Annotated in this window: 21 protein-coding genes; 10 read left to right on the top strand and 11 right to left on the bottom strand. The window is 69.3% G+C overall.

Annotation, left to right across the window (positions count from 1 at the left end; all coding sequences use genetic code 11):
- Positions 1-12: 12 nt before the first annotated feature.
- Entirely contained in the window at positions 13-1,455 is a 1,443-nt protein-coding gene (locus HZ992_RS25050) for a DUF5666 domain-containing protein (RefSeq protein WP_209384547.1), read from the bottom strand.
- Positions 1,452-2,384 (bottom strand): DUF6502 family protein, encoded by a 933-nt coding sequence (locus tag HZ992_RS25045; protein ID WP_209384546.1) that lies wholly within the window; start codon positions 2,382-2,384, stop codon positions 1,452-1,454. Before HZ992_RS25045 ends, HZ992_RS25050 begins: the two co-directional genes overlap by 4 nt.
- A gap of 278 nt (positions 2,385-2,662) precedes the next feature.
- On the opposite strand from HZ992_RS25045, the gene HZ992_RS25040 reads away from it, so the two are divergent.
- The 6 genes from HZ992_RS25040 to HZ992_RS25015 are packed head-to-tail and all read left to right on the top strand — an operon-like array spanning position 2,663 to position 13,235.
- On the top strand, positions 2,663-3,559 hold the full coding sequence (locus HZ992_RS25040; protein WP_209384545.1) for a hypothetical protein: 897 nt from the start codon (positions 2,663-2,665) through the stop codon (positions 3,557-3,559).
- A gap of 16 nt (positions 3,560-3,575) precedes the next feature.
- Positions 3,576-5,525 (top strand): cytochrome C, encoded by a 1,950-nt coding sequence (locus HZ992_RS25035; RefSeq protein ID WP_209384544.1) that lies wholly within the window; start codon positions 3,576-3,578, stop codon positions 5,523-5,525.
- On the top strand, positions 5,522-8,473 hold the full coding sequence (locus HZ992_RS25030; RefSeq protein ID WP_209384543.1) for a cytochrome c3 family protein: 2,952 nt from the start codon (positions 5,522-5,524) through the stop codon (positions 8,471-8,473). The genes HZ992_RS25035 and HZ992_RS25030 overlap by 4 nt, the downstream gene beginning before the upstream one ends.
- Positions 8,474-8,476: 3 nt before the next feature.
- Positions 8,477-11,005, top strand: coding sequence for a tetratricopeptide repeat protein (locus HZ992_RS25025; protein WP_209384542.1), 2,529 nt, complete (start codon positions 8,477-8,479; stop codon positions 11,003-11,005).
- Positions 11,006-11,017: 12 nt separating this feature from the next.
- Positions 11,018-11,923: a c-type cytochrome biogenesis protein CcmI gene (gene ccmI / locus HZ992_RS25020; protein WP_371816769.1), complete on the top strand. Its 906-nt coding sequence runs from the start codon at positions 11,018-11,020 to the stop codon at positions 11,921-11,923.
- A 22-nt stretch (positions 11,924-11,945) separates the two neighbouring features.
- Positions 11,946-13,235, top strand: coding sequence for an NAD(P)-binding domain-containing protein (locus tag HZ992_RS25015; protein WP_209384540.1), 1,290 nt, complete (start codon positions 11,946-11,948; stop codon positions 13,233-13,235).
- Between the two features lie 14 nt (positions 13,236-13,249).
- On the opposite strand, the gene HZ992_RS25010 is transcribed toward HZ992_RS25015, so the two are convergent.
- The 7 genes from HZ992_RS25010 to cysK all read right to left on the bottom strand — a co-directional run bounded on the left by HZ992_RS25010 (position 13,250) and on the right by cysK (position 19,653).
- Positions 13,250-13,441, bottom strand: a complete 192-nt coding sequence (locus HZ992_RS25010) for a hypothetical protein (RefSeq protein ID WP_209384539.1) — start codon at positions 13,439-13,441, stop codon at positions 13,250-13,252.
- Between the two features lie 113 nt (positions 13,442-13,554).
- Positions 13,555-14,232 (bottom strand): hypothetical protein, encoded by a 678-nt coding sequence (locus tag HZ992_RS25005; RefSeq protein WP_209384538.1) that lies wholly within the window; start codon positions 14,230-14,232, stop codon positions 13,555-13,557.
- Positions 14,233-14,280: 48 nt separating this feature from the next.
- Positions 14,281-14,826, bottom strand: a complete 546-nt coding sequence (locus HZ992_RS25000) for a phasin family protein (RefSeq protein ID WP_209384537.1) — start codon at positions 14,824-14,826, stop codon at positions 14,281-14,283.
- A 138-nt stretch (positions 14,827-14,964) separates the two neighbouring features.
- A complete protein-coding gene (locus HZ992_RS24995) occupies positions 14,965-16,542 on the bottom strand; it encodes a diguanylate cyclase (RefSeq protein ID WP_245213301.1) in 1,578 nt (525 codons plus the stop codon).
- A 53-nt stretch (positions 16,543-16,595) separates the two neighbouring features.
- Complete coding sequence (creC, locus tag HZ992_RS24990) at positions 16,596-18,044, bottom strand: two-component system sensor histidine kinase CreC (RefSeq protein WP_209384535.1); 1,449 nt, start codon at positions 18,042-18,044, stop codon at positions 16,596-16,598.
- Positions 18,041-18,736, bottom strand: coding sequence for a two-component system response regulator CreB (creB, locus tag HZ992_RS24985; RefSeq protein WP_209384534.1), 696 nt, complete (start codon positions 18,734-18,736; stop codon positions 18,041-18,043). The genes creC and creB overlap by 4 nt, the downstream gene beginning before the upstream one ends.
- Entirely contained in the window at positions 18,733-19,653 is a 921-nt protein-coding gene (gene cysK / locus HZ992_RS24980) for a cysteine synthase A (protein ID WP_209384533.1), read from the bottom strand. The genes creB and cysK overlap by 4 nt, the downstream gene beginning before the upstream one ends.
- Positions 19,654-19,700: 47 nt before the next feature.
- Between cysK and hemE the strand changes: the two genes are divergently transcribed.
- The 3 genes from hemE (at position 19,701) to HZ992_RS24965 (ending at position 23,220) form a co-directional block, all read left to right on the top strand.
- Positions 19,701-20,801 (top strand): uroporphyrinogen decarboxylase, encoded by a 1,101-nt coding sequence (gene hemE / locus HZ992_RS24975; RefSeq protein ID WP_209384532.1) that lies wholly within the window; start codon positions 19,701-19,703, stop codon positions 20,799-20,801.
- Positions 20,802-20,869: 68 nt separating this feature from the next.
- On the top strand, positions 20,870-21,160 hold the full coding sequence (locus tag HZ992_RS24970; protein ID WP_209384531.1) for a hypothetical protein: 291 nt from the start codon (positions 20,870-20,872) through the stop codon (positions 21,158-21,160).
- A complete protein-coding gene (locus HZ992_RS24965) occupies positions 21,157-23,220 on the top strand; it encodes a primosomal protein N' (RefSeq protein ID WP_209384530.1) in 2,064 nt (687 codons plus the stop codon). Before HZ992_RS24970 ends, HZ992_RS24965 begins: the two co-directional genes overlap by 4 nt.
- 9 nt (positions 23,221-23,229) lie before the next feature.
- Here HZ992_RS24965 and HZ992_RS24960 read toward each other — a convergent pair whose 3' ends face one another.
- Positions 23,230-23,934, bottom strand: coding sequence for a YecA/YgfB family protein (locus HZ992_RS24960; RefSeq protein WP_245213300.1), 705 nt, complete (start codon positions 23,932-23,934; stop codon positions 23,230-23,232).
- Positions 23,935-24,256: 322 nt separating this feature from the next.
- Here HZ992_RS24960 and HZ992_RS24955 point away from each other — a divergent pair, with 322 nt between their 5' ends.
- The gene (locus HZ992_RS24955; protein WP_209384529.1) at positions 24,257-25,777 is read left to right on the top strand and encodes a CoA-acylating methylmalonate-semialdehyde dehydrogenase; all 1,521 of its coding nucleotides are present in this window, start codon (positions 24,257-24,259) and stop codon (positions 25,775-25,777) included.
- A 13-nt stretch (positions 25,778-25,790) separates the two neighbouring features.
- Here the strand turns inward: HZ992_RS24955 and HZ992_RS24950 are convergent, their stop codons facing one another.
- Positions 25,791-26,597, bottom strand: a complete 807-nt coding sequence (locus HZ992_RS24950) for a helix-turn-helix transcriptional regulator (protein WP_245213299.1) — start codon at positions 26,595-26,597, stop codon at positions 25,791-25,793.
- Positions 26,598-26,651: the final 54 nt, after the last annotated feature.

Below are 26,651 nucleotides of genomic sequence, written 5' to 3'. Positions count from 1 at the left end.
CGCGCTTCGCGCTCAGTCGTCGCCTTCTTCGTCCTCGCCCTCGACGCTGACCTTCTGCGCTACCAACACGCCGTCGACCAGCTTGCCTTCGACCTCGACGCGCTGGCCGGCCAGCGTGTCCGCCGTGACGTTCTTGAGATAGGTGCTGGCCGTCCAGCGCACGGTCAGAGGCGTGCCCGTGTCGGGCCGCAGCATGAAGACCTGCGCCGCCGCGTCGACGGACTCGGCCACGCCTTTGCGCTCGACGGTGGCTTGGTCCGTCTCGCCTTCGCAGTGCACTGACTTCGCGATCACCGTGGTGGCGTCGAGTGAACCCTCGACGCTGACGTACAGGCCGTCGGCGAGCGCGCCGCCCGGGCATTCCTCGATCTCGGCCCGGCTGGCGTCGACGCTCACACCGCGCACGACGAAGCGCTTCGTGACGGCGTCGTAGGCATCGACGGTGCCCTTGAGCTCGGCCTCGGCCTCGTTGCGCCCGTCGCGCAACTTCACCCCGGTGGCGCGGATCACGCCGTCGTCCGTCACCATGCCCCGCACCTGGACATACAGGCCGTCAAGCAGCACGCTGCCGGAAGGCGACACCAGCGCGCCGGCGTAGCTGACGCGCGTGCCGTCGAGATCGAAGCTGAAGCTCAGCCGATCGAACGCCGAGATCACGCCGCTGACGTAAACCTCGCTGCCCACGTCTCCCAGGCTGCGGATGCGGACCTGCGCCGCGCGGAGCCGCGCCGGCGCGGCGCCCTGGGCCGGCTGCAGCGTCTGCGCCGCGGCGAGCACCGAGACGAGTTGCCCGTCCACGAGCGACCGCCCCTCGGGCAGGACCGTGGCCGTGGCCGTGCCGACGACGAGCGCGCCCAGGCGAAACTCCGCCGGGCCCACTTCGCTGGCCAGCCCGGTGACCTTGAGGTAAGCCGGCAGCGCCGCGCGCTTCTTCACCCGCGTGGCCTGGATCGAGAAGCCCGAGGCCCCGCGCACGACGAAGCCGTGCACTTCGACCGCCTCCCCGGCCTGCACGGAGCCGATGCCAGCGTAGCCGCCGGCGTACTGGGTGACTGGCCCACGTCGTGCATCGGCATTGACCACCACCGGCTGCCCGAGCACCGTGAAGCCCACGGGGGCGGCAACCGCCTCCACGGCGCCTACCAGCGCTGATCGCACCATCAGCCGGCGCGCCACGCCCGACGTGTCGTACTCCAGTTCGACCCGCTCGCCCAGGCGGGTCTCGGTCTGCGTCAGCACACCGGGTTCGTTCTCCACGAGCGTGGGAACACGGCTGTCGTCGAAACGATCGCCGTCGACGATCACGCTGCCGAAGCCGTTCACCGTGCCTTGCGCCACGCCCTCGCTCATGCCGGTGCCGCCCGAGCCGACTCCACCGCCGCAGCCCTGCATCACGGCGAGGCCGAGCGCCGCACACCACGCCGCCGCCCACGCGGCCAGGCTCCTGGATCTCATGGGGTTCTCCTGCCGCGCGGGCGCGGAACACGCGGCGCGGGCGTGCCTGCCGGCTTGCCGGGCCGAGGCGTTGGCGCCGTCGGCTCACTGTAGAAGTAGACGCCGAAGCGCATGCGTTGCCGCTCGGCGTCGGGGACATCGGCGTCGGCCGCCACGTGTTTGCGGGCTTGCTTGACCATCATCGCGAAGGCGTCGCTCCATGCCGCCCGGGCGTGTTCATGCAGCGTTGCCACCGAGTCGGCGCCCAGACCATCGGCGAAGACGCTCTGCTCGAGGTAACGGGGTGCATCGAGCGTCAGGTTGTGAACGGCGGCGGCGATGTGATCGCCCGCGTTGGCCGAAAACAGCGCGGTCAGCTCGTCGAGCCGGCGGCTGGGCACGAAAGTGGTGCTCGCCGGCACCAGCAAGTCGTCCTCGAGCGTGACCAGGCCGAGGCGCAGGAGTTCGTCCATCACCGTGCGTGGATGCACGTCCAGCGACAACTCGCGCGACAGGCTCTCGAAGGTGATGCCGGCGCCGCTGCGCGGCAGCGCGCGCGGCGCGCCGTCGCGGGTGCGGTAGCGGCGCGCCGTCATCCAGCGCGTGAACACCTGCGAAGCCAGCGGCACGCCGCGGTGCGCCACCGGCGCCGCACCGCGCGGCGCCTCGGTGATCGTGCGCACGTCCTTGCGGTGCACGCCCGACAGCACGCTCAGCGCCGACCCCGTGGGCTGCACGCCGCCGCGTTCGAGTTCGGCGCGCGCGGCGTCCACGAACACCGGCTTGAGCTGGTTGGCCAGCGCGTTGTACGACACGCCGTTGCGCAGCAGCCAGCGCACCACGGGCGCCAGCAAGGCCGCGGCCTCGCGCAGGGCAAGCGCGGCATGTTCCTCGCTAGGGACGGCGGACACCGAGGGGCTGTCGGCGCCGGCCGGTCTGGTTCGCTTCATGCGCGGGCGATGGCGGCCGGTAGGTGGAAAGGGCAATGGGATGCTATCCCACGCGGCAAAGCCCCACAACGGCGCAAGGCGGCCGCGCTCACAGGCTGTTACGTGGCGGATCCGGCTCGCGCAGAGGCCCTCCTGTACCTGTGCAGGAGGGCCATTTCGGCATCGACTCGCACTGCGGAAAAGTGACGCCCAACGCAGCGGCGCAGCACGAAATGTTGCAAAGATGTGGGAAGCATTCCCATAGCATCGGCCGAAGAATTCTCGATTCGTGTCCACCCATGAGCAGCACCCTGGAAGCCACCATGCCCGCCCCGGCGCAAGCGAAGGCGAGCCCGCGGCATCACTCGTCGAGCGACCTCTGGATCTACCTGCTGATCGGTGCACTCGTCGGTGGCGCCTGGCTGCTCACGCGTCAGGACTACTTCAAGGCGGGCGACGACATCGGCTACTGGCTGGGCGTGGCCGGCGGCGTGATGATGCTGACCCTGTTCAGCTACCCGCTGCGCAAGTACGTGCGGCCGCTGCATCGCCTGGGCAAGGTGAAGTGGTGGTTCCTTGCCCACATGATCATGGGCATCGGCGGGCCGCTGCTGATCCTGATCCACTCGACGTTCAAGGTCGGCTCGCTCAATGCCGCGGTAGCGCTGTACAGCATGCTGCTGGTGGCCGGCAGCGGCGTCGTCGGCCGGTTCATCTACCTGCGCGTGCATCGCGGCCTGTCCGGGCAGAAGCTGAACCTTCAGCAGCTTCAGTCGCGCGCCGGACTCGACGAATCCGAGGCGCGCTCGCGGCTTCACTTCGCTCCGGAGGTCGAAGCTCGCCTGCTGGCATTCTCCGAGTCCCAGCTGGGCGCCACGGCGAACTGGAGCACCTGGCTGCAACAGGTGTTCGTGCTTCCGGTGCAGATGTGGATCGTCTATTGGCAGTGCGTGGCCGGGTTGCGCCATCCGCTGATCCAGCTCGCGCGGCGCCGGCACTGGAGCGCCGAAGACCTGTCGCGGCGCCGCTATCTCGCGCGCAAGCTCGTGCGGCGCTATCTCGCCAACGTGGTGCGGGTGGCCCAGTTCACCGCGTACGAGCGGCTGTTCGCGCTGTGGCACGTGGTGCACGTTCCCTTCATCTACATCCTGGTGATCAGTTCGGTGGTGCACGTGATCGCCGTGCACGCCTACTGACCGAGAGACCGGTTTGGTGCCATGGACGGCCCCTGCACGAGCGACCACCGGCCTCACGCCGGTGATGCGTTGGCTCGCCCTTCTGGCGCTCTCTTTCGCGCTGGCGGTTGGGTGGGCTGCGGCGGCACGGGCGCAATCGATCGAATCGGTGCTGTCGCCGGGCAAGCTGATCCAGGGTCACCTGAAGTGGGACGACGACTGCAAGGCCTGCCACGTCAAGTTCGATCGCGCCGCACAGGATCGGCTCTGCATGGACTGCCATAAGGACGTCGGCCAGGACGTGCGCGCCAAGGCCGGCTACCACGGCCGGATGAAGCCACAGGCCTGCAACGAGTGCCACACCGACCACAAGGGCCGCGACGCGAAGATCGTCGAGCTCGACAAGCAGCGCTTCGACCACAACCTGACCGACTACGCGCTACGCGGCAAGCACGTCAAGACCGAGTGCGACAAGTGCCACGAGCCGGCGAAGAAGTGGCGCGCCGCCTCGACGGACTGCAACGCATGCCACAAGAAGGACGACGTGCACAAGGGCGCGCTCGGGCCGAAGTGCGCCGACTGCCACACCGAGAACAACTGGAAGGAAGCGAAGTTCGACCACGACAAGACGCGCTTCGCGCTCGAGGGCAAGCACGTCGACACCAAGTGCGCCGACTGCCACAAGACCAAGGACTACAAGAATGCGCCACGCACCTGCGTCGGCTGCCACAAGAAGGACGATGACGGCACCAAGGGGCACAAGGGCCAGTTCGGCGAGAAGTGCGACAGCTGCCACAACGCCAAGGCGTGGAAGCCCTCGACCTTCAACCACGACACCGACACCAAGTACGTGCTGCGCGGCAAGCACGTGAAGACCAAGTGCGGCGACTGCCACACCGGCCACCTCTACAAGGTCAAGACGCCCAACGACTGCTACAGCTGCCACAAGAAGGACGACAAGCACAAGGAAACGCTGGGCAAGGACTGCGGCGCCTGCCACACGGAGAAGGACTGGAAGGAAAAGGCCAAGTTCGACCACGACAAGACCGACTTCCCGCTGCTGGGCAAGCATGCCGACGCGAAATGCGACGCCTGCCACAAGAGCAAGATGTTCAAGGAAGCGCCCAAGCAGTGCATCGGCTGCCACAAGAAGGAAGACAAGCACGAGGGCACGCTGGGCGAAGCCTGCGGCGACTGCCATGGCGAGCGTGACTGGAAGACGACCAAGGGCCGCTTCGATCACGACAAGACCAAGTTCAAGCTGCGCAATGCGCATGCCGCGCCGAAGCTCAAGTGCGACGCCTGCCACAAGGACCTCAAGAGCATGCGCAAGACGCCGCTCGAGTGCTACGGCTGCCACAAGAAGGACGACAAGCACGAGGGCCAGGAAGGCAAGGCATGCGAGACCTGCCACACGGACCGCGACTGGAAGGTCCCCGGCTTCGACCACGACAAGACGCGTTACCCGCTGGTGGGCAAGCACCTGAAGGCGGCCTGCAAGGACTGCCACACGACGCCGCGCTACAAGGATGCGTCGCGCGAGTGCTACGGCTGCCACAAGAAGGAAGACAAGCACAAGCTCGTCTTCGGCGTGAAGTGCGAGAGCTGCCACAACGCGCGCAGCTGGGCGATCTGGGACTTCGACCACGACCGCCGCAGCAAGTACAAGCTCGACGGCGCGCATCGCAAGCTGGCCTGCGATGCCTGCCACGTCAAGGCCGCACCGGCCGGCCGCGACTTCGCGGCGCTGGGCAGCGACTGCCTGTCCTGCCACCGCAAGGACGACGTGCACGACGGAAGCTTCGGCGCGCGCTGCGAACAGTGCCACGTGACCGACAACTGGAAGAAGGTCTCCAACCGGGTGCTGCGCGGCTCTGCCACGCCCGACGCGGAGACGACCGCGACGCAGGTCGCTGCCCTGCTGGGACGGGCCAGCCGCTTCACGCGGCCAGCCGAGCGCCCGGGCTCGAATGGATGGCTGCAATGACACACCGCCCCGCCCTGGACTGGCCGCTGGCCGCGCTGCTGCGCCGCTGGCTGCTGTTGCTGCTGCTGACCGGCAGTTCCCTCGCCATGGCGCAGGGCGCGCCGGCCACGCGCAGCTTCGAGCACATCAAGACGGGCTTCGCGCTGACCGGCCAGCACGCCAACGAGCGTTGCGAGTCGTGCCACATCGGCGGCGTCTTCAAGGGCACGCCGCGTGACTGCGCGAGCTGCCACGTGTCCGGCACACGCTGGTCGCGCAACAACGTCGTCAAGAACCAGAACCACTTCCCCACCCAGCAGGCCTGTGACACCTGCCATGGCACGCAGAGCTACACAGGCGCCAAGTTCAACCACGTGGGCGTGAGCCCGGGCGGCTGCACGAGCTGCCACAACGGCAGCATGGCGCCGGGCAAGAACAGCGGCCACGTCCAGACCACCGCCTCGTGCGACATCTGCCACAAGACCAGCGGCTGGACGCCGGCCTCGGGCTTCGACCACAGCGGGGTCACGCCGGGCACCTGCGCGACTTGCCACAACGGATCGCGCGCCACCGGCAAGTCGGCGACCCACGTGCCCGTGGGCAGCCAGAGCTGCGATGCCTGCCACCGCACCGGCGGCTCCTGGAGGCCCAGCAGCTTCAACCACACGCAGATGGTGGTGGCCAACCAGTGCGCCAGCTGCCACAGCGGCGGCTTCCCGCCGGCCGACGGGCGCAACGCGAACCACATCCCGTACCAGTCGCTGGCCGGTGCGGCCATCACCAACTGCGACAGCTGCCACAAGAGCGGCTTCTCGTCGTGGACACCTGCGCGCTTCCATGCCTCGGTGTCGGTGAGCACGCAATGCGCGAGCTGCCACACCGGCGGATTTGCGCGTGCCGTGGGCAAACCCAACACCGCCATCCATGCCGGCGTGACGGTGTGCGAGACCTGCCACAAGTCGACGACGAGCTGGGCCGGCGCGAAGGTCGACCACGGGACCTTCACCGCCGCGACCAACTGCACGACCTGCCACAACGGCAGCACCGCCACCGGCAAGTCGGCCACGCACGTACCCGTCGCGGCCACCAACTGCGTGAGCTGCCACAGCGTGTCGACCTGGAAGCCGACCAGCTTCAACCATTCGCAAGTCGCCGTCACCAACCAGTGCTCGAGTTGCCACAGCGGCGCCTTCCCGCCGGCCGACGGGCGCGGCGCCACCCACATCCCGTACCAGACGCTCAGCGGCGTGGCGATCACCAACTGCGACAGCTGCCACAAGCAGGGCTACACGGCGTGGAGCGGCGCCCGCTTCCACGCCTCGATCAGCGTGAGCACGCAGTGCGCGAGCTGCCACACCGGCGGCTTCGCGCCCGCCGTGGGCAAGCCCAACACCGCCATCCACGCCGGCGTGACGGTGTGCGAGAGCTGCCACAAGTCGACCTCCAGCTGGGCCTCGGCCCGGGTCGACCACAGCACCTTCACCACGGCGACCAACTGCACCACCTGCCACAACGGCAGCGCCGCCACCGGCAAGTCGGCCACGCACGTGCCGGTCGGTGCGACCAACTGCCGCAGCTGCCACAGCGTGACGACCTGGAAGCCGACGACCTTCAACCACTCGCAGGTGGCCGTCACCAACCAGTGTTCGAGCTGCCACAGCGGCGCCTTCCCGCCGGCCGATGGACGCACGGTGACTCACATCCCGTACCAGACGTTGACCGGCGTGGCGATCACCAACTGCGACAGCTGCCACAAGCAGGGCTACACGGCCTGGACTGGCGCCCGCTTCCATGCCTCGATCAGCGTGAGCACGCAGTGCGCGAGCTGCCACACCGGCGGCTTCGCGCCCGCCGTGGGCAAGCCCAACACCGCCATCCATGCCGGCGTGACGGTGTGCGAGAGCTGCCACAAGTCGACCACCAGCTGGGCCTCGGCCCGGGTCGACCACAGCACCTTCACCACGGCGACCAACTGCACCACCTGCCACAACGGCAGCACCGCGACGGGCAAGTCGGCCACGCACGTGCCCGTGGGCGCCACCAACTGCCGCAGCTGCCACAACGTCACCACCTGGAGGCCGACGACCTTCAACCACTCGCAGGTCGTCGTCACCAACCAGTGTTCGAGCTGCCACAGCGGCGCCTTCCCGCCCGCCGACGGACGCACGGTGACCCACATCCCGTACCAGACGCTGACCGGCGTGGCGATCACCAACTGCGACAGCTGCCACAAGCAGGGCTACACGGCGTGGAGCGGTGCCCGCTTCCATGCCTCGGTGTCGGTGAGCACGCAGTGCGCGAGCTGCCACACCGGCAGCTACCCGCCGGCCGTGGCCAAGCCCAACAACGCCACCCACGCCGGCGTGACGGTGTGCGAGAGCTGCCACAAGTCCACCGCCAGCTGGGGAACGGTGACCTTCGCGCACTCGGCGGCCAACGCGGTGGGCACGGGCACCTGCGACAACTGCCACAACGGCTCGGCCGCGCGCGGCAAGACGACCACGCACATCCCGGTGACCACCGGGCCGACCAAGTGCGACTCCTGCCATCGCTCGCAGGCCTCGTGGACGACGGCGCTGACGATGAACCACACCGTGGTCACGGCGACGACCTGCAAGACCTGCCACAACGGTGCCTACACCGGCGAAGGCACGACGGGCGCGCTGGCCAAGCCGACCAACCACATCCCGGAGGCGACGCAGCTGCTCAACGGCGCGGCGATGGACTGCAACGCCTGCCACCGAAGCACGACCACCTGGGGCACGACGACCATGAACCACAACGGCAGCCAGGGCGGCGGCGCCGGCTGGTGCAAGGGCTGCCACGCCACTGGAACGGCCTTCCTGGGCAGCATGGAGAAGAAGTCACTGACGCACGAGCGCAAGACACCTCCGGCGATCGACTGCTCCGAGTCCGGTTGCCACCGGCCCCTGGGCACGCGCGGGTCCACCTACTCGAACTGGGATTGAACGGTGAGCATCTCTCTTCGGCACCTCGTCGTGCCTTTCGTCCTGACGGCTGCTTCCACCGCCCATGCCCAGCTGATCGACGACGTCGACTTCCGCCGTGAGGGCGACAACGCCGTGCTGCAGGTGCGTTTCGTGACGCCGGTGCAGTACCGGCGCTCGCTGATCGCGAAGTCCGGCGATGCGGTGCAGATCGTCTTCGACGTCGTCAATGCACGCGACAACGTCAGCCTGGTGCCATCGGAGCGCCGACTGGCCGGTGGCGGCGCGATGCCCGACATCACCGTCACCGACGAGAGCCCGGGGCGCGAGAACGTCAACCGCAAGCTGGCGGTGCGGCTGGGCAAGCCGGTGCCGTTCCGCGTGCGCGCGGGCCGTGGCGACCGCACGATCGAGGTGGTGCTCATCGGCCTGGGCCGCGCCATTCCGGCCACGCCGTCGGGCCGCTTGGCGCCCGCGCCGACCTCGGGGTTCCAGATCTCGCTGCAGCAGTCCGACAGCCCGAACCTCCAGCTCGACACGCCGATCCCGGCCGCGCTGCAGCGCTACCAGGTGTTCACCGGCCAGCGAGAGATCGGCGGCAAGACGGTCTACGAGGTCAACCTCGGCTACTTCGACACGCTGGTCGAGGCGGAGTCCGCGCGCGCGTTGCTGAGCAAACGATTCCCCGGCGCGGCCATCGTCGTGCTCGCACCGCCGCCGGCACCGACCCCGGCGCCTGTTCCAGCCCCGGTCGTGGCGCCCGTTCCTGCGCCGGGCCCGGTGGCAGCGGCGCCCGAGCCCGCGGGGTCGGCGCCCGCCTTGCCGGCCACACCGGCCGAGGTGCTGACACGGGCCGCCGCGCTGCTGGCGGCCGCCAAGTCGGCCGATGCCCAGGGCGATACCGACTCCGCGCTCGACAAGCTCAACCAGCTGCTCAACCTGCCGGCCAACCCCACGACCCGCGAGGCGCAGGCCTTGGCCGGCGACATCCGCGCGAAGACCGGCGACGTGGTGCGCGCGCGTGCCGAGTACGAGACCTTCCTGCAGCTCTACCCCAGCGGGGCGGATGCCGATCGCGTGCGCGCAGCGCTGGCGAAGCTGCCGGCAGCGGCACCCAAGCCCGCGGCGACGACCATCGTCGAGCAGAAGGCGAAGCCCACGGTCGAGCCCACTTCGACGCTGGCGGGCTCGGTGTCGGAGTTCTACTACGGCGGCGCGTCGAAGATCCGCACGCAGGCCTTCGAGGATTCGCAGATCAGCGGCCTGCCGCCGATCCTCGGCGAGCCGCTGTACGACAGCGGCGTCGACCAGAGCCTGCTGCTGACCAACGTCGACGTGAACTGGCGCTACCGCGATGCCGACACCGACATGCGCTTCGTCTTCCGCGACGCCTACTCGGCCGACCTGAAGTACAGCGACAAGAGCAAGAACCGGCTGTCGGCGCTGTACTTCGAGCACCGCTCGCTGTCGGCCGGCACGCAGGTGCGGCTCGGCCGGCAGTCGCCCACGGGAGGCGGCATCCTGGGCCGCTACGACGGCGTGCAGGCCGGCTACACCTTCGCGCCGAAGTGGCGCATCAACGGCGCGGCAGGGCTTCCCGCCGAGAAGCTGCTGGACAGCAAGCGCAGCTTCTACGGCGTGTGGATCGACGCCGATGCGCTGACCACGCAGATCAGCGGCAGCCTGTATTTCAACCGCCAGCTGATCGATGGCGAAGTCGACCGCAGCGCCTTCGGCACCGAGATGCGCTTCTTCAGCGGCGGCGTGTCGGCCAACGGCATCCTCGACTACGACGAGGCGATCAAGGGGCTGAACATCGCCTCGCTGCAAGGCACCTGGCAGATGGAGGACAACTCGGTCGTCAACGTGCTGTTCGATCGCCGCAAGACGCCGCTGCTGATGCTGGGCAACGCGCTGTTCTTCCAGGACCCGACCCAGGTGCTGCTGGCGACGCGACTCAAGGACCTGCTGGCCAACACGACGCTGGAGGCCCTGCGCGACCGCGTGCGCGGCACCACCTCCAACACCACGCAAGGCCTGATCGGCGCCACCACCCCGGTCAACAAGAACTGGCAGGTCGGCGCGGACATTCGCCTCACCGACATCGGCACCATCCTGCCGGTGCCCTCGATCCAGTTCCCGGGCCAGGGCCGCAACCGCAACACCTCGGTCGGCGGCCAGGTGATCGGCACCAACCTGTACTCGGCACGCGACACCCACGTGATCGGCGCCTCGTGGCAGCGCGGCACGAGCTACACGCTGGCCGGCGACACCGCCTTCCGCTACAACGGCACGCTGCTGAGCTACAACAACTCGTCGCAGGTCACCGAGATGCTGCTGCTCGAGCCCTCGCTGAAGTACTACCTGCAGACCGACTCGGTGGGCGCGCGCACCTCGCGCTGGAGCCCGGGCTTGCGCGTGACCTACCGCGCGCTCAAGCAGTTGTCGATCGAATCGGAGCTCAGCGGCGAGTACAGCAAGAGCAGTGGACCGAACGGCACCGAGACCTCCAGCCGACTCTTCTACTACCTCGGCGGGCGCTACGACTTCTGAATTGCGCGCGTGATGCGGCCGGCATCGCGACGCGGTGCCGGCCGCGACCGCCCCTCATCCCTGGACCCGCCCATGAACGCCGACATCGCGAGGCTGCGCCAGCAATTGCGGCAACTGCAATCTCTTCACGAGGAGGGCGCACTCGGCGCCGCGGCCTACGAACGAAGCCGCGGCGAACTCGAGCGCAAGCTGCTCGATGCCGTGATGCGCGACGGCCACGACGCGGGGCCCGAATCGGGCAGGCCTGCGGGTCCGTCGCGCGCGCTGCTGGCAGGCATCGGCGCGGCCATGCTGGTGATCGCCGGCACCGGCTACTGGTGGACCCGCACGCCGGCACCGGCCGCCGACATGCCGATCGCATCGGCCCGCCAGGCCGGCACGCCCGCTGCGCCTGCCTCGGCTCCCCACGCCCTGAGCTTCCAGCAGATCGAGGACATGGCAGGCAGGCTCGCCCAGCGGCTGAAAGCGGATCCGAAGGACGCGGAAGGCTGGGCCATGCTGGCCCGCTCCTACACCATGCTCGGGCGGCGTGCCGAGGCGGTGACGGCCTACGAACGCGCCGTCGCGCTGCAGGGGCAGGATGCTTCGCTGCTGGCCGACTACGCGGATGCGCTGGCCGTCACGCGCGAGAGCCGCCTGGCGGGCGAACCGGCGGCCCTGGTCGAGCGTGCGCTCAAGCTCGATCCGAACCATGGCAAGGCGCTCTCGCTGGCCGGCACGGCCGCGTTCGAGCGAAAGGACTATGCCGCCGCCGTCGCCCGCTGGGAACACCTGCTCAAGGTGGCACCACCGGACAGTCCTTTTGTCGAGCCGATGCGGGCCAACATCGCTCAGGCGCGCGAACTCGGCGGACTGGCTGGTGCCGGCCAGGCTGCCAGTGGGCCGAGAATCGGGATCGCGCAGCCCCTGGGCCAGTAGGCCCCTGCGGCGCAGACCTGCCATGGACTACACCTACCTCTATCTGCTCGTCATCGTGCTGGCTGTTGCGCTGTATGTGCGGCGCCACCGGCGGCTGCACCACGCGCACGCGCAGGAGCTGAAGCAGACCCTCGAGGCCGGCCTGGGCGAGCCGCCTTCGCTGCACCCGGTGATCAACCCCTCGCGCTGCATCGGCTCGGGCTCCTGCGCGCGCGCCTGCCCGGAAGAGGCGCTGGGCGTCGTCAACGGCAAGGCGGTGCTGAAGAACGGCGCGGCCTGCATCGGCCACGGCGCCTGCTTGTCAGCCTGCCCGGTGGAGGCGATTACGCTGGTGTTCGGCACCGAAAAGCGCGGTATCGACATTCCGCACGTCAGCCCCGAGTTCGAGACCAACGTGCCGGGCATCTACATCGCCGGCGAGCTGGGCGGCATGGGCCTGATCCGCAAGGCCGCCGAGCAGGGCCGCCAGGCGATGGACGCGATCCGCCGCCGCGCCAACGGCTCGCACGATCTCGACGTGCTGATCGTCGGCTGCGGGCCGGCCGGCCTGTCGGCCGGTCTCGCGGCCATTCACCACAAGCTGCGCTACCGGCTGATCGAGCAGGAGGATTCGCTCGGCGGGGCGGTGTACCACTACCCGCGCAACAAGATCGCCATGACGGCGCCGGTGCAGCTGGCGCTGGTGGGCAAGGTCAAGTTCGGCGAGGTCAGCAAGGAGCAGTTGCTCGAGTTCTGGCAGGACGTGGTGAAGCGAACCGGGCTGCAGGTGTCGTTCCGCGAGCGGCTGGTGGGCATCGAGCGCCATGGCGACGGCTTCGTCGTGCAGACGGAGCATGGCCGGTTCTCCTGCCGCTCGGTGCTGCTGGCGATGGGGCGGCGCGGCACGCCGCGAAAGCTCGACGTGCCGGGCGAGGAAGCCTCGAAGGTGGTCTACCGGCTCGTCGATGCGGAGCAGTATCGCGGCCAGCATGTGCTGGTGGTGGGCGGCGGCGACAGCGCGCTCGAGGCCGCGATCGCCCTGGCCGAACAGGCCGGCACGACGGTGACGCTGTCCTACCGCAGCGCGGCGTTCGCACGTGTCAAGGCGAAGAACCGCGACCGCCTGGAGGAAATGCGGCAGTCCGGCGCCTTGCAGGTGCTGTTGTCATCCACGGTGAAGGGCATCGAGCAGCGGCTGGTGAACATCGAGCACGAGGGCCGTACGCTGGCGCTTCCCAATCAGGCGGTCATCGTGTGTGCCGGTGGGGAGTTGCCGACCCCCTTGCTGCGCAAGGTCGGCATCCAGTTCGAGACCAAGTTCGGCACGCACTGAGCGCGCGTGCCGCGTCACTCCAGGCCGTTCCAGAACTCGTCGTCGACGAGGTTCTGCGCTTCCTCTCGTGTGTCGAAAGCCGACGATGCCCAATCCCAGTCGGGCTCGATGGACTCGATCTCCTCCTCGCTGACCACCCGGTACTCGTACTGCTCGGTCGCTTCGCCCGCCTGGACGATCGATCGCTTGGCAACGAACCACGGCATGTTCCGGCCCCCCCGTATGGATCCGCCGGGTGCGCTCGTGCACCCGCTCAGGGGTCTACGTTGCCGGTAGGGGAATTCATCCGCGGCGACCCACAGGGCAAACCCGCAGGGGTTCAGACGCCGAGCAGATCGGGGCTGGGCAGCAGTTCGAAGTCGGTCGCCTCGCGCAGCCGGCGGCGCGCCTGGGCCTTGCCGACGCAGCGCACCAGCAGGCGCACCTGCTCCTCCAGTTCGCCGGAGGTGCTGACGCCCGGAGCGAGCTTGGCCAGCACCGCATCCAGGCTGGCACCCGCATCGTGTTCGCCGAAGCTGAGCGTGAGCACATGGCACAGGCTGGCCACGAGGGCGGCTTCGCTGCAACCGGCGTCGATGCGCTGAGCGGCGGCGGCGAGCTGAGGCCCATCGACGCCGTTCTCGCGGATGAAGGTCAAGGCCGCGCCGAGCCCGGCCAGGCCTCGCTCGGGGTCGGGGGCATGGCGCAGCAGTTCGGCAACGACGCGCACGAAGCGCGAGCGCTGGTCGAGCGGCTGGTCGCGCCGCAGGCTCGGGCAGGGGCCCGAGTGGGTTTCTTCGGTGCGGCCGCTCTCGTCGAGCAGCAGCAGGTCGAAATACAGATGCGTGGCGTCGACGCCCGGCAGGTCGGACAGCCGCACGACCACGGCGCCGGCACGGTAGCCGGGCAGTTCGCGCGTGCCGACCCAGCCGTCGTCGGCGTCCGAGGGAGCGGCGTGCCATGGCCCGGGGGCCATGGCGCCGGGCCCGTCACGGCCCGGATTCCAACGGGTGTTCATGGCCGTCTCGTGCCGGGGTGGCAGCGCAGTCGGCTCATGGCAGCCCGATCAGGCGGCGCGGCGGCCCTTGCCGGCGACCGGCTTGGACACCACGGCGCTGAGCGTCGTGACATTGGCTTCGGCAGCGGCGACGGCCTGCTTGGTGGCCTTTTGCAGGTTGTCGAAAGCATCGTTGGCGGCAGACACGGCGGCCTTGGCGAACGACACGGCATTCTCCGAGCCGGCCGGGGCGTTCTTGGCGGCGGCTTCGACCATCGCGACGAACTTCTTCTGCGCGTCGGTGGCGCCGGATTCGGTGACCTTGCTGACTTCGGCCTGCACGCCGGCGAGGATGTCGTACAGCTTGCGGCCGTAGGCACCGGCCTTCTCGGCGGACGGCTGCATCACATCGGCCTGCAGGGCGAAGAACGACTGCACGTCCTTGGCGGTCAGAGCGGACTCGGCCTTCGACTGGGCTTCGGCCAGCGCGGCCTTGGCGGTGTCGATGTTCAGAGCGAACAGCTTCTCGGTGGCTTCGATGCCGGTGGCGGTCAGGCCCATCAGCGTGGCGAGTTGGGCCTTCTGGGCAGCGGCGAATTGTTCGTTGTTCAGCATGGTGGACTCCGGGTGTGAGGTGGATGAGGATTCGGGATCGGAACGCTTTTGCTGCACTGCAGCATGACTTGACTATAGTGCGCCGGGCGGCGAATGCAAGCGCTTTATGCTGCGCCGCAGCAAACTAGACGGGAAGCTCTAGGACGCGTCCACCACGAGGCGGTTGCGGCCCGCCTGCTTGGCGCCGAGCAGCGCCTCGCTGGCCCGCTGCACCAGCGACAGCGGGCTGTCGGTCTGCTCACCCAGCTGAGCGACTCCCACGCTGGCGGTGAGCGTCACGGGGCGCTGGTCGATGCTCTGCAGCGTGGTCGCCGCGACGTTGCGCCGCACCCGCTCGGCCACTCGGGCACCTGTCTCGAGGTCGGTGTCGGGCATCACCAGGCAGAACTCCTCCCCGCCGTAGCGCGCCAGCCAGTCGGTCAGGCGCACGCTGTTGCGCGCGACCTCCGAGAAGCGGCGCAGCACGTGGTCGCCGGTCGGATAACCATAGGTGGCGTTGACGTCGTGGAAGTGATCGAGGTCGACCAGTGCGATGGTCAGCGAGCGGCCATGCTTGCGCGCCGTCTCGAATTCGCGCGCCAGGCGCGAATCGAAGTAGCGGCGGTTGTGCAGCTGCGTCAGCGCGTCCTGGTTGGCCTCGCGGCGCGCCGCCTCGACGAGGCTGCGGCCCATGTTGGTGACCAGCGAGGTCATGCGCTCGGTCATCACGCGGGTGACGTTCTCGAAGTGGCGCACGTAGAGATCGCGGTCCTCGTTGCCGGAGGCCTCCTGCAGCGTCTCGTACGAGACGAGCCGGTTGCGCCCGCGGCTCTTGGCCTCGAACAACGCCACGTCGGCCTGGTTCATCACGTCGGCGAAGGTGGAACGTTCGCGCAGGAAAGCCAGCCCGGCGCTGGCCGTCACCGGCATGCGCCGCGTGGTGTCGGCCTCCAGCGGCGCCGGCGCCGTGTCGTCGAAGCGGTTGATCAGCCGCTCGAACGGCGCACCGCCGGCCGCAGCGGCGGGCGGGAAGAAGGCATGGCCGGCCAGCCGCTGCAGCATGCGCTGCACGTCGGCAGTGACGGTCTGCCGGTCGTAGCGCGAGATCAGCGCGACGAACTCCTCGCCGCCCCAGCGCGCCAGCTTGTCGCCCGGCGCCGTCTCGGCCAGCAGCAGCGCGGCGGCCTCGCGCAGCACCTTGTCGCCAGCCTGGTGGCCGAAGCGATCGTTGATGTGCTTGAAGTGGTCGAGATCGAACAGCACCACGGCGCGGCATTCCTGCGCCAGTTCGTTGCCCAGCTCCTGCGCGAGCTGGGACTGCCAGCGTTTGCGGTTGGCCAGCCCGGTGAGCTCGTCGGTGAACTCCAGCGACTGCAACAGCGCCTCGCCGCCGGCATGCTTGAGCAAGCGCGCCAGGCGCAGCACCAGCAGCTCGGCCGGCTGCAGCCCGCGCACCACGTCGTCGCGCGGCTTGATGAAGCCCAGCGCGTCGACCTCCTGCGCGGCGGTGCTGGCCACGATCAGCGTCGGGCGTGCGTCGAGCACGTATTCGCGGCGCAGGCGGCGCGAGTCGGCGAACAGGTCGGCCTGCAGCACGCGCAGCTCGGCGTCGGCGGGCGGCGTCTCGCCTGCCACGCAGGTGACGACGCGAAAGCCCTGCTCCCGCAGCGGCCCGAGCGTCGGTTCGTCGTCGTAGCCCGGATGCGGCAGCACCCAGGCAATCGTCTTGGCATCCACGCGCTGCAGCCCTCCCCGGCATGCCCAACTTCGCAGCATAGCCGGCCGGCGGATCAGGCCGTGGGCGGGGCCTCGATGGCGGGCAGCGACAGCGTGGCCACCGCCCCGCCGCCTTCGCCATTGCGCAGCGTCACGCGTCCGTGGTGCAGTTCGGCGATCTCCTTCACGAAGGGCAGGCCGAGGCCGGTGCTCTTCTTGTTGGAGTGCGGCCTGGCCAGCGAATAGAACTTCTCGAACACGCGCGCGTCGGCGTACTCCGGGATGCCAGGGCCCTGGTCGCGCACGACGATGTCGACGCCGCGCGAGCGCGCCAGCAGCTCGACGAGCACCGGGCCGCCCTCGGGCGAGAAGTCCAGCGCGTTGGCCAGCAGGTTGCCGATCGCGCGCCGCAGCAGGAAGGCTTCGCCCTCGACCCAGGCCGGCGCACCTGGGGCCAGCTCGACGCGGATGCTGCGCGCCGCGCCGCTGGCCTGCGCGCTGGCCACCAGCTCCGCCAGCAGCGGCCGCAGCGCCACCGGCTCGACCTTCGGCAGGCGGCGCTGCGACTCGAGCGCGGCCAGCTCCATCATGCGGTCCACCAGCTCCTGGATGCGCTGAGTCTCGCGCTCGATGTTGGCGGTGAAGCGCTGGCGGTCGGCCGCGGGCATGCCGGGCTCGTGCAGCAGTTCGGCCGCGCCGCGGATGGCCGACAGCGGGCTCTTGATCTCGTGGGTGAGCGTCTGCACGTAGTCGGCCACGTAGTTGCGTCCGGCCAGCGCGTCGCGCATCTCGTCGTAGGCGGCGCCCAGCGTGCCGAGCGCACGCCGGCCCAGGCGCGGCAGACTGAACGAGCGCTGCGAGCGCACGTAGCGCACGTAGTCGGCCAGCAGCCCGAAGGGCCGCACCAGCCAGAGCGACAGGATCACCGCGAGCAGCAGCACCGCGGCCACGGAAGTCGCGCCGACGACCATCGTCTTGCGCCGCGCCGCGGCGACGAACTGGTTCAGGCCCTGCACCGGCTTGCCCACGCTGACCACGCCGACGATCTCTCCGCCCGAGCGCACCGGCGCGGAGACGTACATCACCGAGCTCAGCTCGTCGCCGGGAATCTTCGGCGTGGTGCGGGCGCGGTAGTCGCCCTGCAGGGCGGCGCGCACGTCGCGCCACTGCGAGAAGTCCTCCCCCTCGCGCTGGCCGATCGAGTCGAACAGCACGATGCCGTCGCGACCGATCACCAGCGCCTGCATTTCGACGCCAGTCTTCTCGAAGCCGAAGATGCGCGCGGAGAAACTTCGCGCGTACAGCGAGCGAAACACCGGGCGCAACTGCTCCGCGTCGATGCGGCCCTCGCTGCTGTGCTGCTCGACGGTGGCGGCGAGCAGGTGCGCCGTCTCCACCAATGACTCCTCGGCCGACTCACGGTAGCGCGGGTCGATGTCGGCGAGCAGCCGGTACATCAGCAGCCCCACACCCAGCGCATACGCGAGCAGGATGCCGACGAAGACGATGGTTCGGCGGCTCACGGGCTGGGCGGCAGGTCCTCGGCCAGCGCATAGCCGCTGCCGCGGTGGGTGCGGATCGGCTCGAGCTGCGGCGCCACCTGCTTGAGCTTGGCGCGCAGCGTCTTCACGTGCGCGTCGACAGTGCGGTCGAGGCTGTCACTGCGTTCGTCCCAGACCTTGTCGAGCAGCGTGTCGCGGCTGTACACGTGGCCGGGCCGCTCGATCAGCGTCTTCAGCAGGCCGTATTCGTAGCGCGACAAGTCGAGCAGCTGGCCATAGAAGCGGATCTGCCGGCGGCCCTCGTCCACGGCGAAGGGCAGCACCGGCGTCGCCGCGGCCACGGGCGTGCGCGAAGCCCGGCGCAGGATGGTGCGCAGCCGCGCCACCAGTTCGCGCGGCGAGAAGGGTTTGGCGACATAGTCGTCGGCGCCGAGCTCCAGGCCGACCACGCGGTCGATCTCGTCGGCGCGCGCGGTGAGAAAGACCACTGGCACGTCGCTGAAGTCGCGCAGCCTCTTGAAGACCTCGAAGCCGTTCAGGTCGGGCAGGCCGACGTCGAGGATCAACAGCGCCGCCGGGGCCTCGCGCTGGCGCGCCAGCGCCGCCTCGCCGGTGGCCACCCAGTGCGGCTCGAAGCCGTCGGTGCGCAGCGCGTACTGCAGCGTGTCGGCGATGCCGGGCTCGTCCTCGACGATGAGGATGTCTGGCTTCACTCTGTGGGCAGGAAGCCTTCGATGGAGAGGTAGCGCTCGCCGGTGTCGTAGTTGAAGCCGAGCACCGTGGCGCCGGCCGGCAGCTCGGGCAGCTTCTGCGCGATCGCCGCCAGCGTGGCGCCTGAAGAGATGCCCACCAGCAGGCCTTCCTCGCGTGCCGAGCGCCGCGCCATCTCGCGCGCCGCCTCGGCCTCGACCTGGATCACGCCGTCGAGCAGCTGCGTGTGCAGGTTGGTCGGGATGAAGCCCGCGCCGATGCCCTGGATCGGGTGCGGGCTGGGCTTGCCGCCGCTGATCACCGGCGAGGCCGCCGGCTCGACCGCGAACACCTTCAGCTTCGGCCACTTCGCCTTGAGCACCTGCGCGCAGCCGGTGATGTGGCCGCCGGTGCCCACGCCGGTGACTAGCGCGTCCAGCCCGTCGGGAAAGTCGGCGGCGATCTCGGCGGCGGTGGTGCGCACGTGCACGTCGATGTTGGCCGGGTTCTCGAACTGCTGCGGCATCCAGGAGTTCGGCGTCTCGGCGAGCAGTTCCTTGGCGCGGGCGATCGAGCCGTTCATGCCCTTCTCGCGCGGTGTCAGCACGAAACTCGCGCCGTAGGCCAGCATCAGGCGGCGGCGCTCGACGCTCATGCTGTCGGGCATCACCAGGATGAGCTTGTAGCCCTTCACCGCGGCGACCATCGCCAGCCCCACGCCGGTGTTGCCGGAGGTCGGCTCGATGATGGTGGCGCCCGGCTTGAGCGAACCGGCCGCTTCGGCGGCCTCGATCATCGACAGCGCGATGCGGTCCTTGATCGAGCCGCCGGGGTTGGCGCGCTCGCTCTTGATCCACACCTGGTGGGTAGCCCCGAACAGGCGGTTGACGCGGATGTGCGGCGTGTTGCCGATGGTCTGCAGGACGTTGCTGGCGCGCATGCTGTCTCCTCAAGGGTCGGGCGGATTATGGGCGTGATAATCGCGTCATGTTTGCCCCCCTCCAGAACGACAGCTTCCTGCGCGCCTGCCTGCGCCAGCCCACCGAGCACACTCCCGTCTGGCTGATGCGCCAGGCCGGGCGCTACCTGCCGGAGTACCGCGACACGCGCGGCAAGGCGGGCAGCTTCATGGGCCTGGCCACCAACACGCAGTACGCCACCGACGTCACCTTGCAGCCGCTGGACCGCTACGCGCTCGATGCGGCCATCCTGTTCAGCGACATCCTCACCGTGCCCGACGCGATGGGCCTGGGCCTGAGCTTCGCGCTCGGCGAGGGGCCGAAGTTCGCCCACGCGGTGCGTGACGAGGCGGCCGTCGCCCGGCTTGCGGTGCCCGACATGGACAAGCTGCGCTACGTGTTCGACGCGGTCACCTCGATCCGCAAGGCGCTCAACGGCCGCGTGCCGCTGATCGGCTTTTCCGGCAGCCCCTGGACGCTGGCCTGCTACATGGTCGAAGGCGCCGGCTCGGACGACTACCGTCTGGTCAAGAGCATGCTGTACGCACGGCCGGACTTGATGCACCGCATCCTGGCGATCAACGCCGACGCGGTGGCGCTGTACCTGAACACGCAGATCGAAGCCGGCGCGCAGGCCGTGATGGTGTTCGACAGCTGGGGCGGCGTGCTGGCCGACGGGGCCTTCCAGGAGTTCAGCCTCGCCTACACCCGCCGGGTGCTCAAGCAGCTCAAGCGCGAACACGCCGGCGCCCGCATTCCGCACATCGTCTTCACCAAGGGCGGCGGCTTGTGGGTGGAGGAGATCGCCGCCGGCGTGGACGGTGTGGCGCCCGACGTGGTCGGCCTGGACTGGACGATGAGCTTGGCGAAGGCGCGCCGCCTGACCGGGGATCGCGTGGCGCTGCAGGGCAACCTTGACCCGAACGTGCTGTTCGCCGAGCCGGATCAGATCCGCGCCGAGGCCATCAAGGTGCTGGAGAGTTTCGGCCCGCAGCGCTCGGCACAAGGCACGCAGGGCGGCCATGTGTTCAACCTTGGCCACGGCATCAGCCAGCACACGCCGCCGGAATCGGTGTCGGTGCTGGTCGACACCGTTCACGAGGTCTCGCGGCGCATGCGCACGGCCTGAGACGGCGCGCTCGCTGCACCGGGCGGAAATGGGTAAGTAAGCGCTCAGGGCTTGACTTATCCCCAAAAATGGCTTCACCCGCTTCGAACCGCAAAGCTGTTGCGGCGCACCATCGCTTTTTCGACCTCGTTCTGCAAGTCATTGATTTCATTGAATGTTCTGCTTTGCCCAGAAAGTGGGCACGGGACCGTGAATCTCGCAGGATCAAGCAGTTAGCGTTGATTTGGGCAGGTTCCCCACAAAGTTATCCACAGGCGGAGTGGAAAGTTGGAAAAGCGCTGTCGAATCAGCAACTTGGCGGCATTCCTTCACAACCGCTTGAGCTTCTGGCGGTAACTGGCTACCAACTGGCTGCATGACCACGATGGTGCGTCTGCAAGTGGCGGTGGACACGCCTCAGCACGCTGGCTTGAGCGGCGCACTGGACTACCTGAGTGAGCATCCGCTCTCGCCTGGAACCCTGGTGAGAGCGCCCTTGGGGCGTCGCGATCTGCTGGGCATCGTCTGGTCTCAGGGCGCCGGCGCACTCGCCGAGAGCGAGTTGCGACCCCTTTCGGCCGTGCTCGGCGAACTCCCGCCCTTGGACGACGCGTGGCGAGCCCTTGTGGATTTTGCATCTGGTTACTACCAGCGCGGCCTGGGTGAACTGGCGCTCGCCGTGCTCCCGCCAGAGCTGCACAAACTCGACGGCAGCCAGTTGGCGGCTCGGCTGCGCAAGCTGCACAAGGCGATGGCGAAGCCACCCGACACGGTGGCCGACACCGCCCCGGCCCCGAGCGAGGCGCAGTCGGCCGTGCTCGATCAGCTGGCGCAGGCGACGCCGGCGCTGCCGGTGCTGCTGCACGGCATCACCGGCAGCGGCAAGACCGAGATCTACCTGCACGCCGCCGCCCGCGCGCTGGACGCCGGCCGCCAGGCCCTCGTGCTGGTGCCCGAGATCAACCTCACGCCCCAGCTGGAGGCGCGTTTCGCGGCGCGCTTCGCGGGCCGGCGCATCGTCTCGCTGCACAGCGGGCTGACGCCGGCGCAGCGGCTGCGCAGCTGGCTGGCCGCGCACCTGGGCCTGGCGGACCTGGTGCTGGGCACGCGCATGGCGGTGTTCGCACCGATGCCGCGCCTGGGCCTGATCGTCGTCGACGAGGAGCACGATCCCTCGTACAAGCAGCAGGAAGGCGCACGCTACTCGGCGCGCGACCTGGCCGTCTACCGCGCCCGCCTGCAGGGCGCTCGGGTGCTGCTCGGATCGGCCACGCCCTCGCTGGAGAGCTGGCAGCGTGCCAACGAAGGACGCTACCTGCGGCTCAGCCTGCCGGCGCGCATCGGCGGGGCCTCGCTGCCGCGCGTGCGCCTGGTCGACATGAACCAGCAGCCCAAGGGCCAGGGGGCCGGCACGGCGCTCTCGCCGCCGCTGATCGAGGCGATCCGCCAGCGCATCGCGCGCGGCGAGCAGAGCCTGGTGTTCCTCAACCGCCGCGGCTACGCCCCGGTGCTGCACTGCGCCGACTGCGGCTGGAAGAGCGGCTGCCCGCACTGCAGCGCCTGGCGCGTCTTCCACAAGCTCGACCGCACGCTGCGCTGCCACCACTGCGGCTTCACCGAGCGCGTGCCGCGCGCCTGCCCCGACTGCGGCAATCTCGACATCGCGCCGATCGGCCGAGGCACCGAGCGTCTGGAGGAGCAGATCGCCCAGTTGCTCGCCGGCGAGGACGGCATGCCGCCTCGCATCGCCCGCATCGATGCCGACAGCACGCGGCTGAAGGGCTCGCTCGAAGCGCAGCTCGGCGCCGTGCATGCCGGCGAGGTCGACGTTCTGGTGGGCACGCAGATGATCACCAAGGGGCACGACTTCCGCCGCATCACGCTGGTGGCTGCAGTGAACCCCGACAGCGCGCTGTTCAGCAGCGATTTCCGCGCGCCGGAGCGGCTGTTCGCGTTGCTGATGCAGGCCGGCGGCCGCGCCGGGCGATCGACCGATCACGCGCAGCAGTCGGAGATGTGGGTGCAGTCCTGGCATCCGCAGCACCCGCTGTACGCGGCCTTGCGCCAGCACGATTTCGCGGCTTTCGCGGCGAGCCAGCTGAAGGAGCGCGAGGCGGCCGGGCTGCCGCCCTTCGCGCACCTGGCGATGCTGCGTGCCGACGCGAAGCAGGCCGAAGCGGCGCAGGCCTTCCTGCAGGCTGCCGCCGAGCTGGCGGCCACCCTGCCCAGTGCCGAATCGGTCAGCGTCTACGCGCCGGTGCCGCTGCCGGTGGCGCGTGTGGCCGGGGTCGAGCGCATGCAGATGATGGTCGAGTCGGCCGCACGGCCGGCGCTGCAGCGCTTCCTCGCGCAGTGGGTGCCGGCGCTGCACGCGCTGCGCCGCAGCCCGCAGCACAAGGTGCTGCGCTGGGCCATCGACGTGGACCCGCTGAGCATCTGAGCCGCCGGCTCAGCGCCGCGGTCGAGGTGGCCGCACAACCCTCGCGGGCTCGCTCTTGACGGGCCGCGACACGTCGGCGAGGAGCAGCGTGGCGCGCACCAGCTCCTCGACCGCCTCGCTCAGGTCGGCGGGTGGCTCGAGCGACTCGATCTCCTCGATCAGATCGTCGGCATCCTCGAGGTCGTCGGCATCGAGATGGCGATACAGCAGCGCCAGCGGTTCGCGCAGCCGCTGAGCGTCCAGGCGAAGCAACTGCGGGAAGAACTCCATCGCCGTGGCGAAACCGGCCACCCAGGCGTAGGCGGCTTCGCTCGGCGACGCCGATCCGTCGCCATCCAGTTCAAACACCCAGGGGTCGAACCATTGTCGGGACTCGATCGCGGCGTCGAGTTCGGCATGCCGTCGAAGCACCAGCTCGCGCAGCCGGGCGACGTCGAAGCCGGCGGGCAGCGCACGGCCGTCGGCGTCGGTCACGTGGGGCAGCCATGACGTTTCCGCGACACGCTGGGGCTGCAACAGGACGCCACAGAGGAAACCATCCAGCATGCTCACGTCCAGCGGCTCGAGTGGCGCGGGCACGGTGTCGAGCAGTTGCTGAAGCTGAAGCAGATCCTCTTCCGTGAGCGCTTGCTGCGGCGGCCCGCGATGCGCAACGGGCGGTGCGTGTCTTCGTGTGGTCATGTCCGATTGTGCGTTGACGTGATCGCTGAACAACGTATGTGCACAGTGCACATATGTTGTCAAGTATTCGCCCCATGTATTGGGGATGGCCCACGAATGAGGCCGGCCCTAGAGTCTTCTCCATTGCTGTCACACGGGATCTTCCACAGATCACGCGCTCAAGGTCCACAACGCCCGCTGCTCACGAGCACACACAGGGCGAGAGACTGGCACCGCTCCCAACGACGTCCTTACTTGAGGACTTGACACAGCCCACCTGCTCACGCGGGTGGGCTTTTTTTTCGTTCCTGGCCAGCCGACAGCACCGGGATCGGCCTTGATCGACAATCCTGGCTTCGACCGACAGGAGACACGCATGGGCGCCCCAGAAGCCTTCACCGCCACCGCCGAGGTGGGCCATTTCATCGCCGGCCGCGCCGTGCCCGGCACCGGCGGCCGCCGCCAGGCCGTCTACAACCCGGCCACGGGCGCGGTGGCGCGCCAGGTGGCGCTGGGCAGCGCCGAGGACGTCAACGCCGCCGTGGCCGCCGCGAAGGCCGCCTTCCCGGCCTGGGCCGACACGCCGCCGATCCGCCGCGCGCGGGTAATGAACAAGTTCCTCGAGTTGATGAACCAGCACCGCGACACGCTGGCCGCGATGATCACCGCCGAGCACGGCAAGGTATTCACCGACGCGCAGGGCGAGGTCACGCGCGGCATCGACATCGTCGAGTTCGCCTGCGGCATCCCGCAGCTGCTCAAGGGCGACTTCACCGACCAGGTCTCCACCGGCATCGACAACTGGACGCTGCGCCAGCCGCTGGGCGTGGTGGCCGGCATCACGCCGTTCAACTTCCCGTGCATGGTGCCGTGCTGGATGTTCCCGGTGGCCATCGCCTGCGGCAACGCCTTCATCCTCAAGCCCAGCGAGCGCGACCCGAGCGCCAGCCTGTTCATGGCGCAGCTGCTGCAGCAGGCCGGGCTGCCCGACGGCGTGTTCAACGTCGTGCAGGGCGACAAGCTCGCCGTCGACACGCTGCTGAACCACCCGGACGTGAAGGCGCTGTCCTTCGTCGGCTCCACGCCCATCGCCCAGTACATCTACGAGACTGGCGCGCACCACGGCAAGCGCGTGCAGGCGCTGGGCGGCGCGAAGAACCACATGGTGGTGATGCCCGACGCCGATATCGAGCAGGCCGTCGACGCGCTCATCGGCAGCGCCTACGGCTCCGCCGGCGAGCGCTGCATGGCCATCAGCGTGGCGGTGCTGGTGGGCGACGTGGCCGACCGGATCATGCCGAAGCTCGCCGAGCGCGCGAAGACGCTCAAGGTGAAGAACGGCATGGAGCTCGACGCCGAGATGGGCCCGATCGTCACGCAGCAGGCGCTCGAGCGCATCGAGGGCTACATCGAGACCGGCGTGAAGGAAGGCGCCAAGCTCGTCGTCGACGGCCGCGGCCTGAAGGTCAAGGGCCATGAGAGCGGCTTCTTCACCGGCGGCACGCTGTTCGACCACGTGACGCCCTCCATGCGCATCTACCAGGAAGAGATCTTCGGCCCGGTGCTCGCCTGCGTGCGCGCGAAGGACTTCGGCGAGGCGCTGGCGCTCGTCAACGACCACGAGTACGGCAATGGCGTGGCCTGCTTCACCAGCGACGGCAACGTGGCGCGCGAGTTCGCGCGGCGCGTTCAGGTCGGCATGGTGGGCATCAACGTGCCGATCCCGGTGCCGATGGCCTGGCACGGTTTCGGCGGCTGGAAGCGCTCGCTGTTCGGCGACATGCACGCCTACGGCGAGGAGGGCGTGCGCTTCTACACCAAGCAGAAGAGCGTGATGCAGCGCTGGGCCGGCTCCATCGGCAAGGGCGCCGAGTTCGCCATGCCGACGGCGAAGTAGCCGCGTCGCTCGCTCAGCCGCGCGCGCCGAAGCGGGCGAACAGCTCGCTGCGGAAATGCAGGCCCAGCCGCTCGAAGGCGCGCGCCCGGTAGGTCTTCACCGTGGCCACCGAGAGGCCGAGGTCGGCGGCGATGCCGTCGTGGCTCCAGCCACGCAGCAGCCGCTCGCAGACGTCGAGTTCGCGCGCGGTCAGCGCCGGGCAGTCGTGCCGCAGCGCGGCGCGCGAATCCGCCGCCGGAGCCGCCACGACGAGCGCCAGATGGCGCCGCACCGCGGCCAGCAGCAAGGGCGCGATCTGCGCGAAGCCGTCGCGCTCGGCGCCGCTGAACGGCCCCTGGTGATCGTGGTGGTACAGGTTCACGGCAAGCAGCGAACCGTCGTCGTCGAGTGCGGCCACCGACAGCCGCTCCAGCAGGCCGTGCCGACGGTAGATGATCTCGCGGTGGTCGCGGTTGGGTGCGTCGTCGGCGCGCATGTGCAGTACCGCCGTGTGGCCGCCGCGTTGCGCGCTGGCCACCTGCTCGAAGCTGCGGTCGCGGCGGTACAGCCCGTCGTGGTAGGCGCGAAAACAATCCTGCGTGGTGTCGGCCACGCCGCGGCTGGCCGAGCAGTGCAGCACCGGCGCACGGTCGCGCCAGACGCGGTAGACCGACCACGAGGCCGCCTGCAGCGGCACGTTGAGCGCCTCCAGCGCCTCGGCGGCAAAGCGCTCGCTGCCGATCGTGCCGATGAGGCCGGCGAGCGCGCGCTGCGCGCCGGGCTGGATCGGATTCGCCATGTCCATGTCGTCGACCTCCTGCGTCATCCTCCCGGCCGACATGCGCGGCGGGCCTCGCGCTGCCATGATGGCCGCCCTGCCAGACCTGTCCATTGG

It is taken from the genome of Rhizobacter sp. AJA081-3 (genome assembly GCF_017795745.1).
Classification (GTDB): Bacteria; Pseudomonadota; Gammaproteobacteria; order Burkholderiales; family Burkholderiaceae_C; genus Piscinibacter.
The sequence above is the reverse complement of the archived record's forward strand: the minus strand, read 5'-3'. Positions and strand labels throughout refer to the sequence as shown.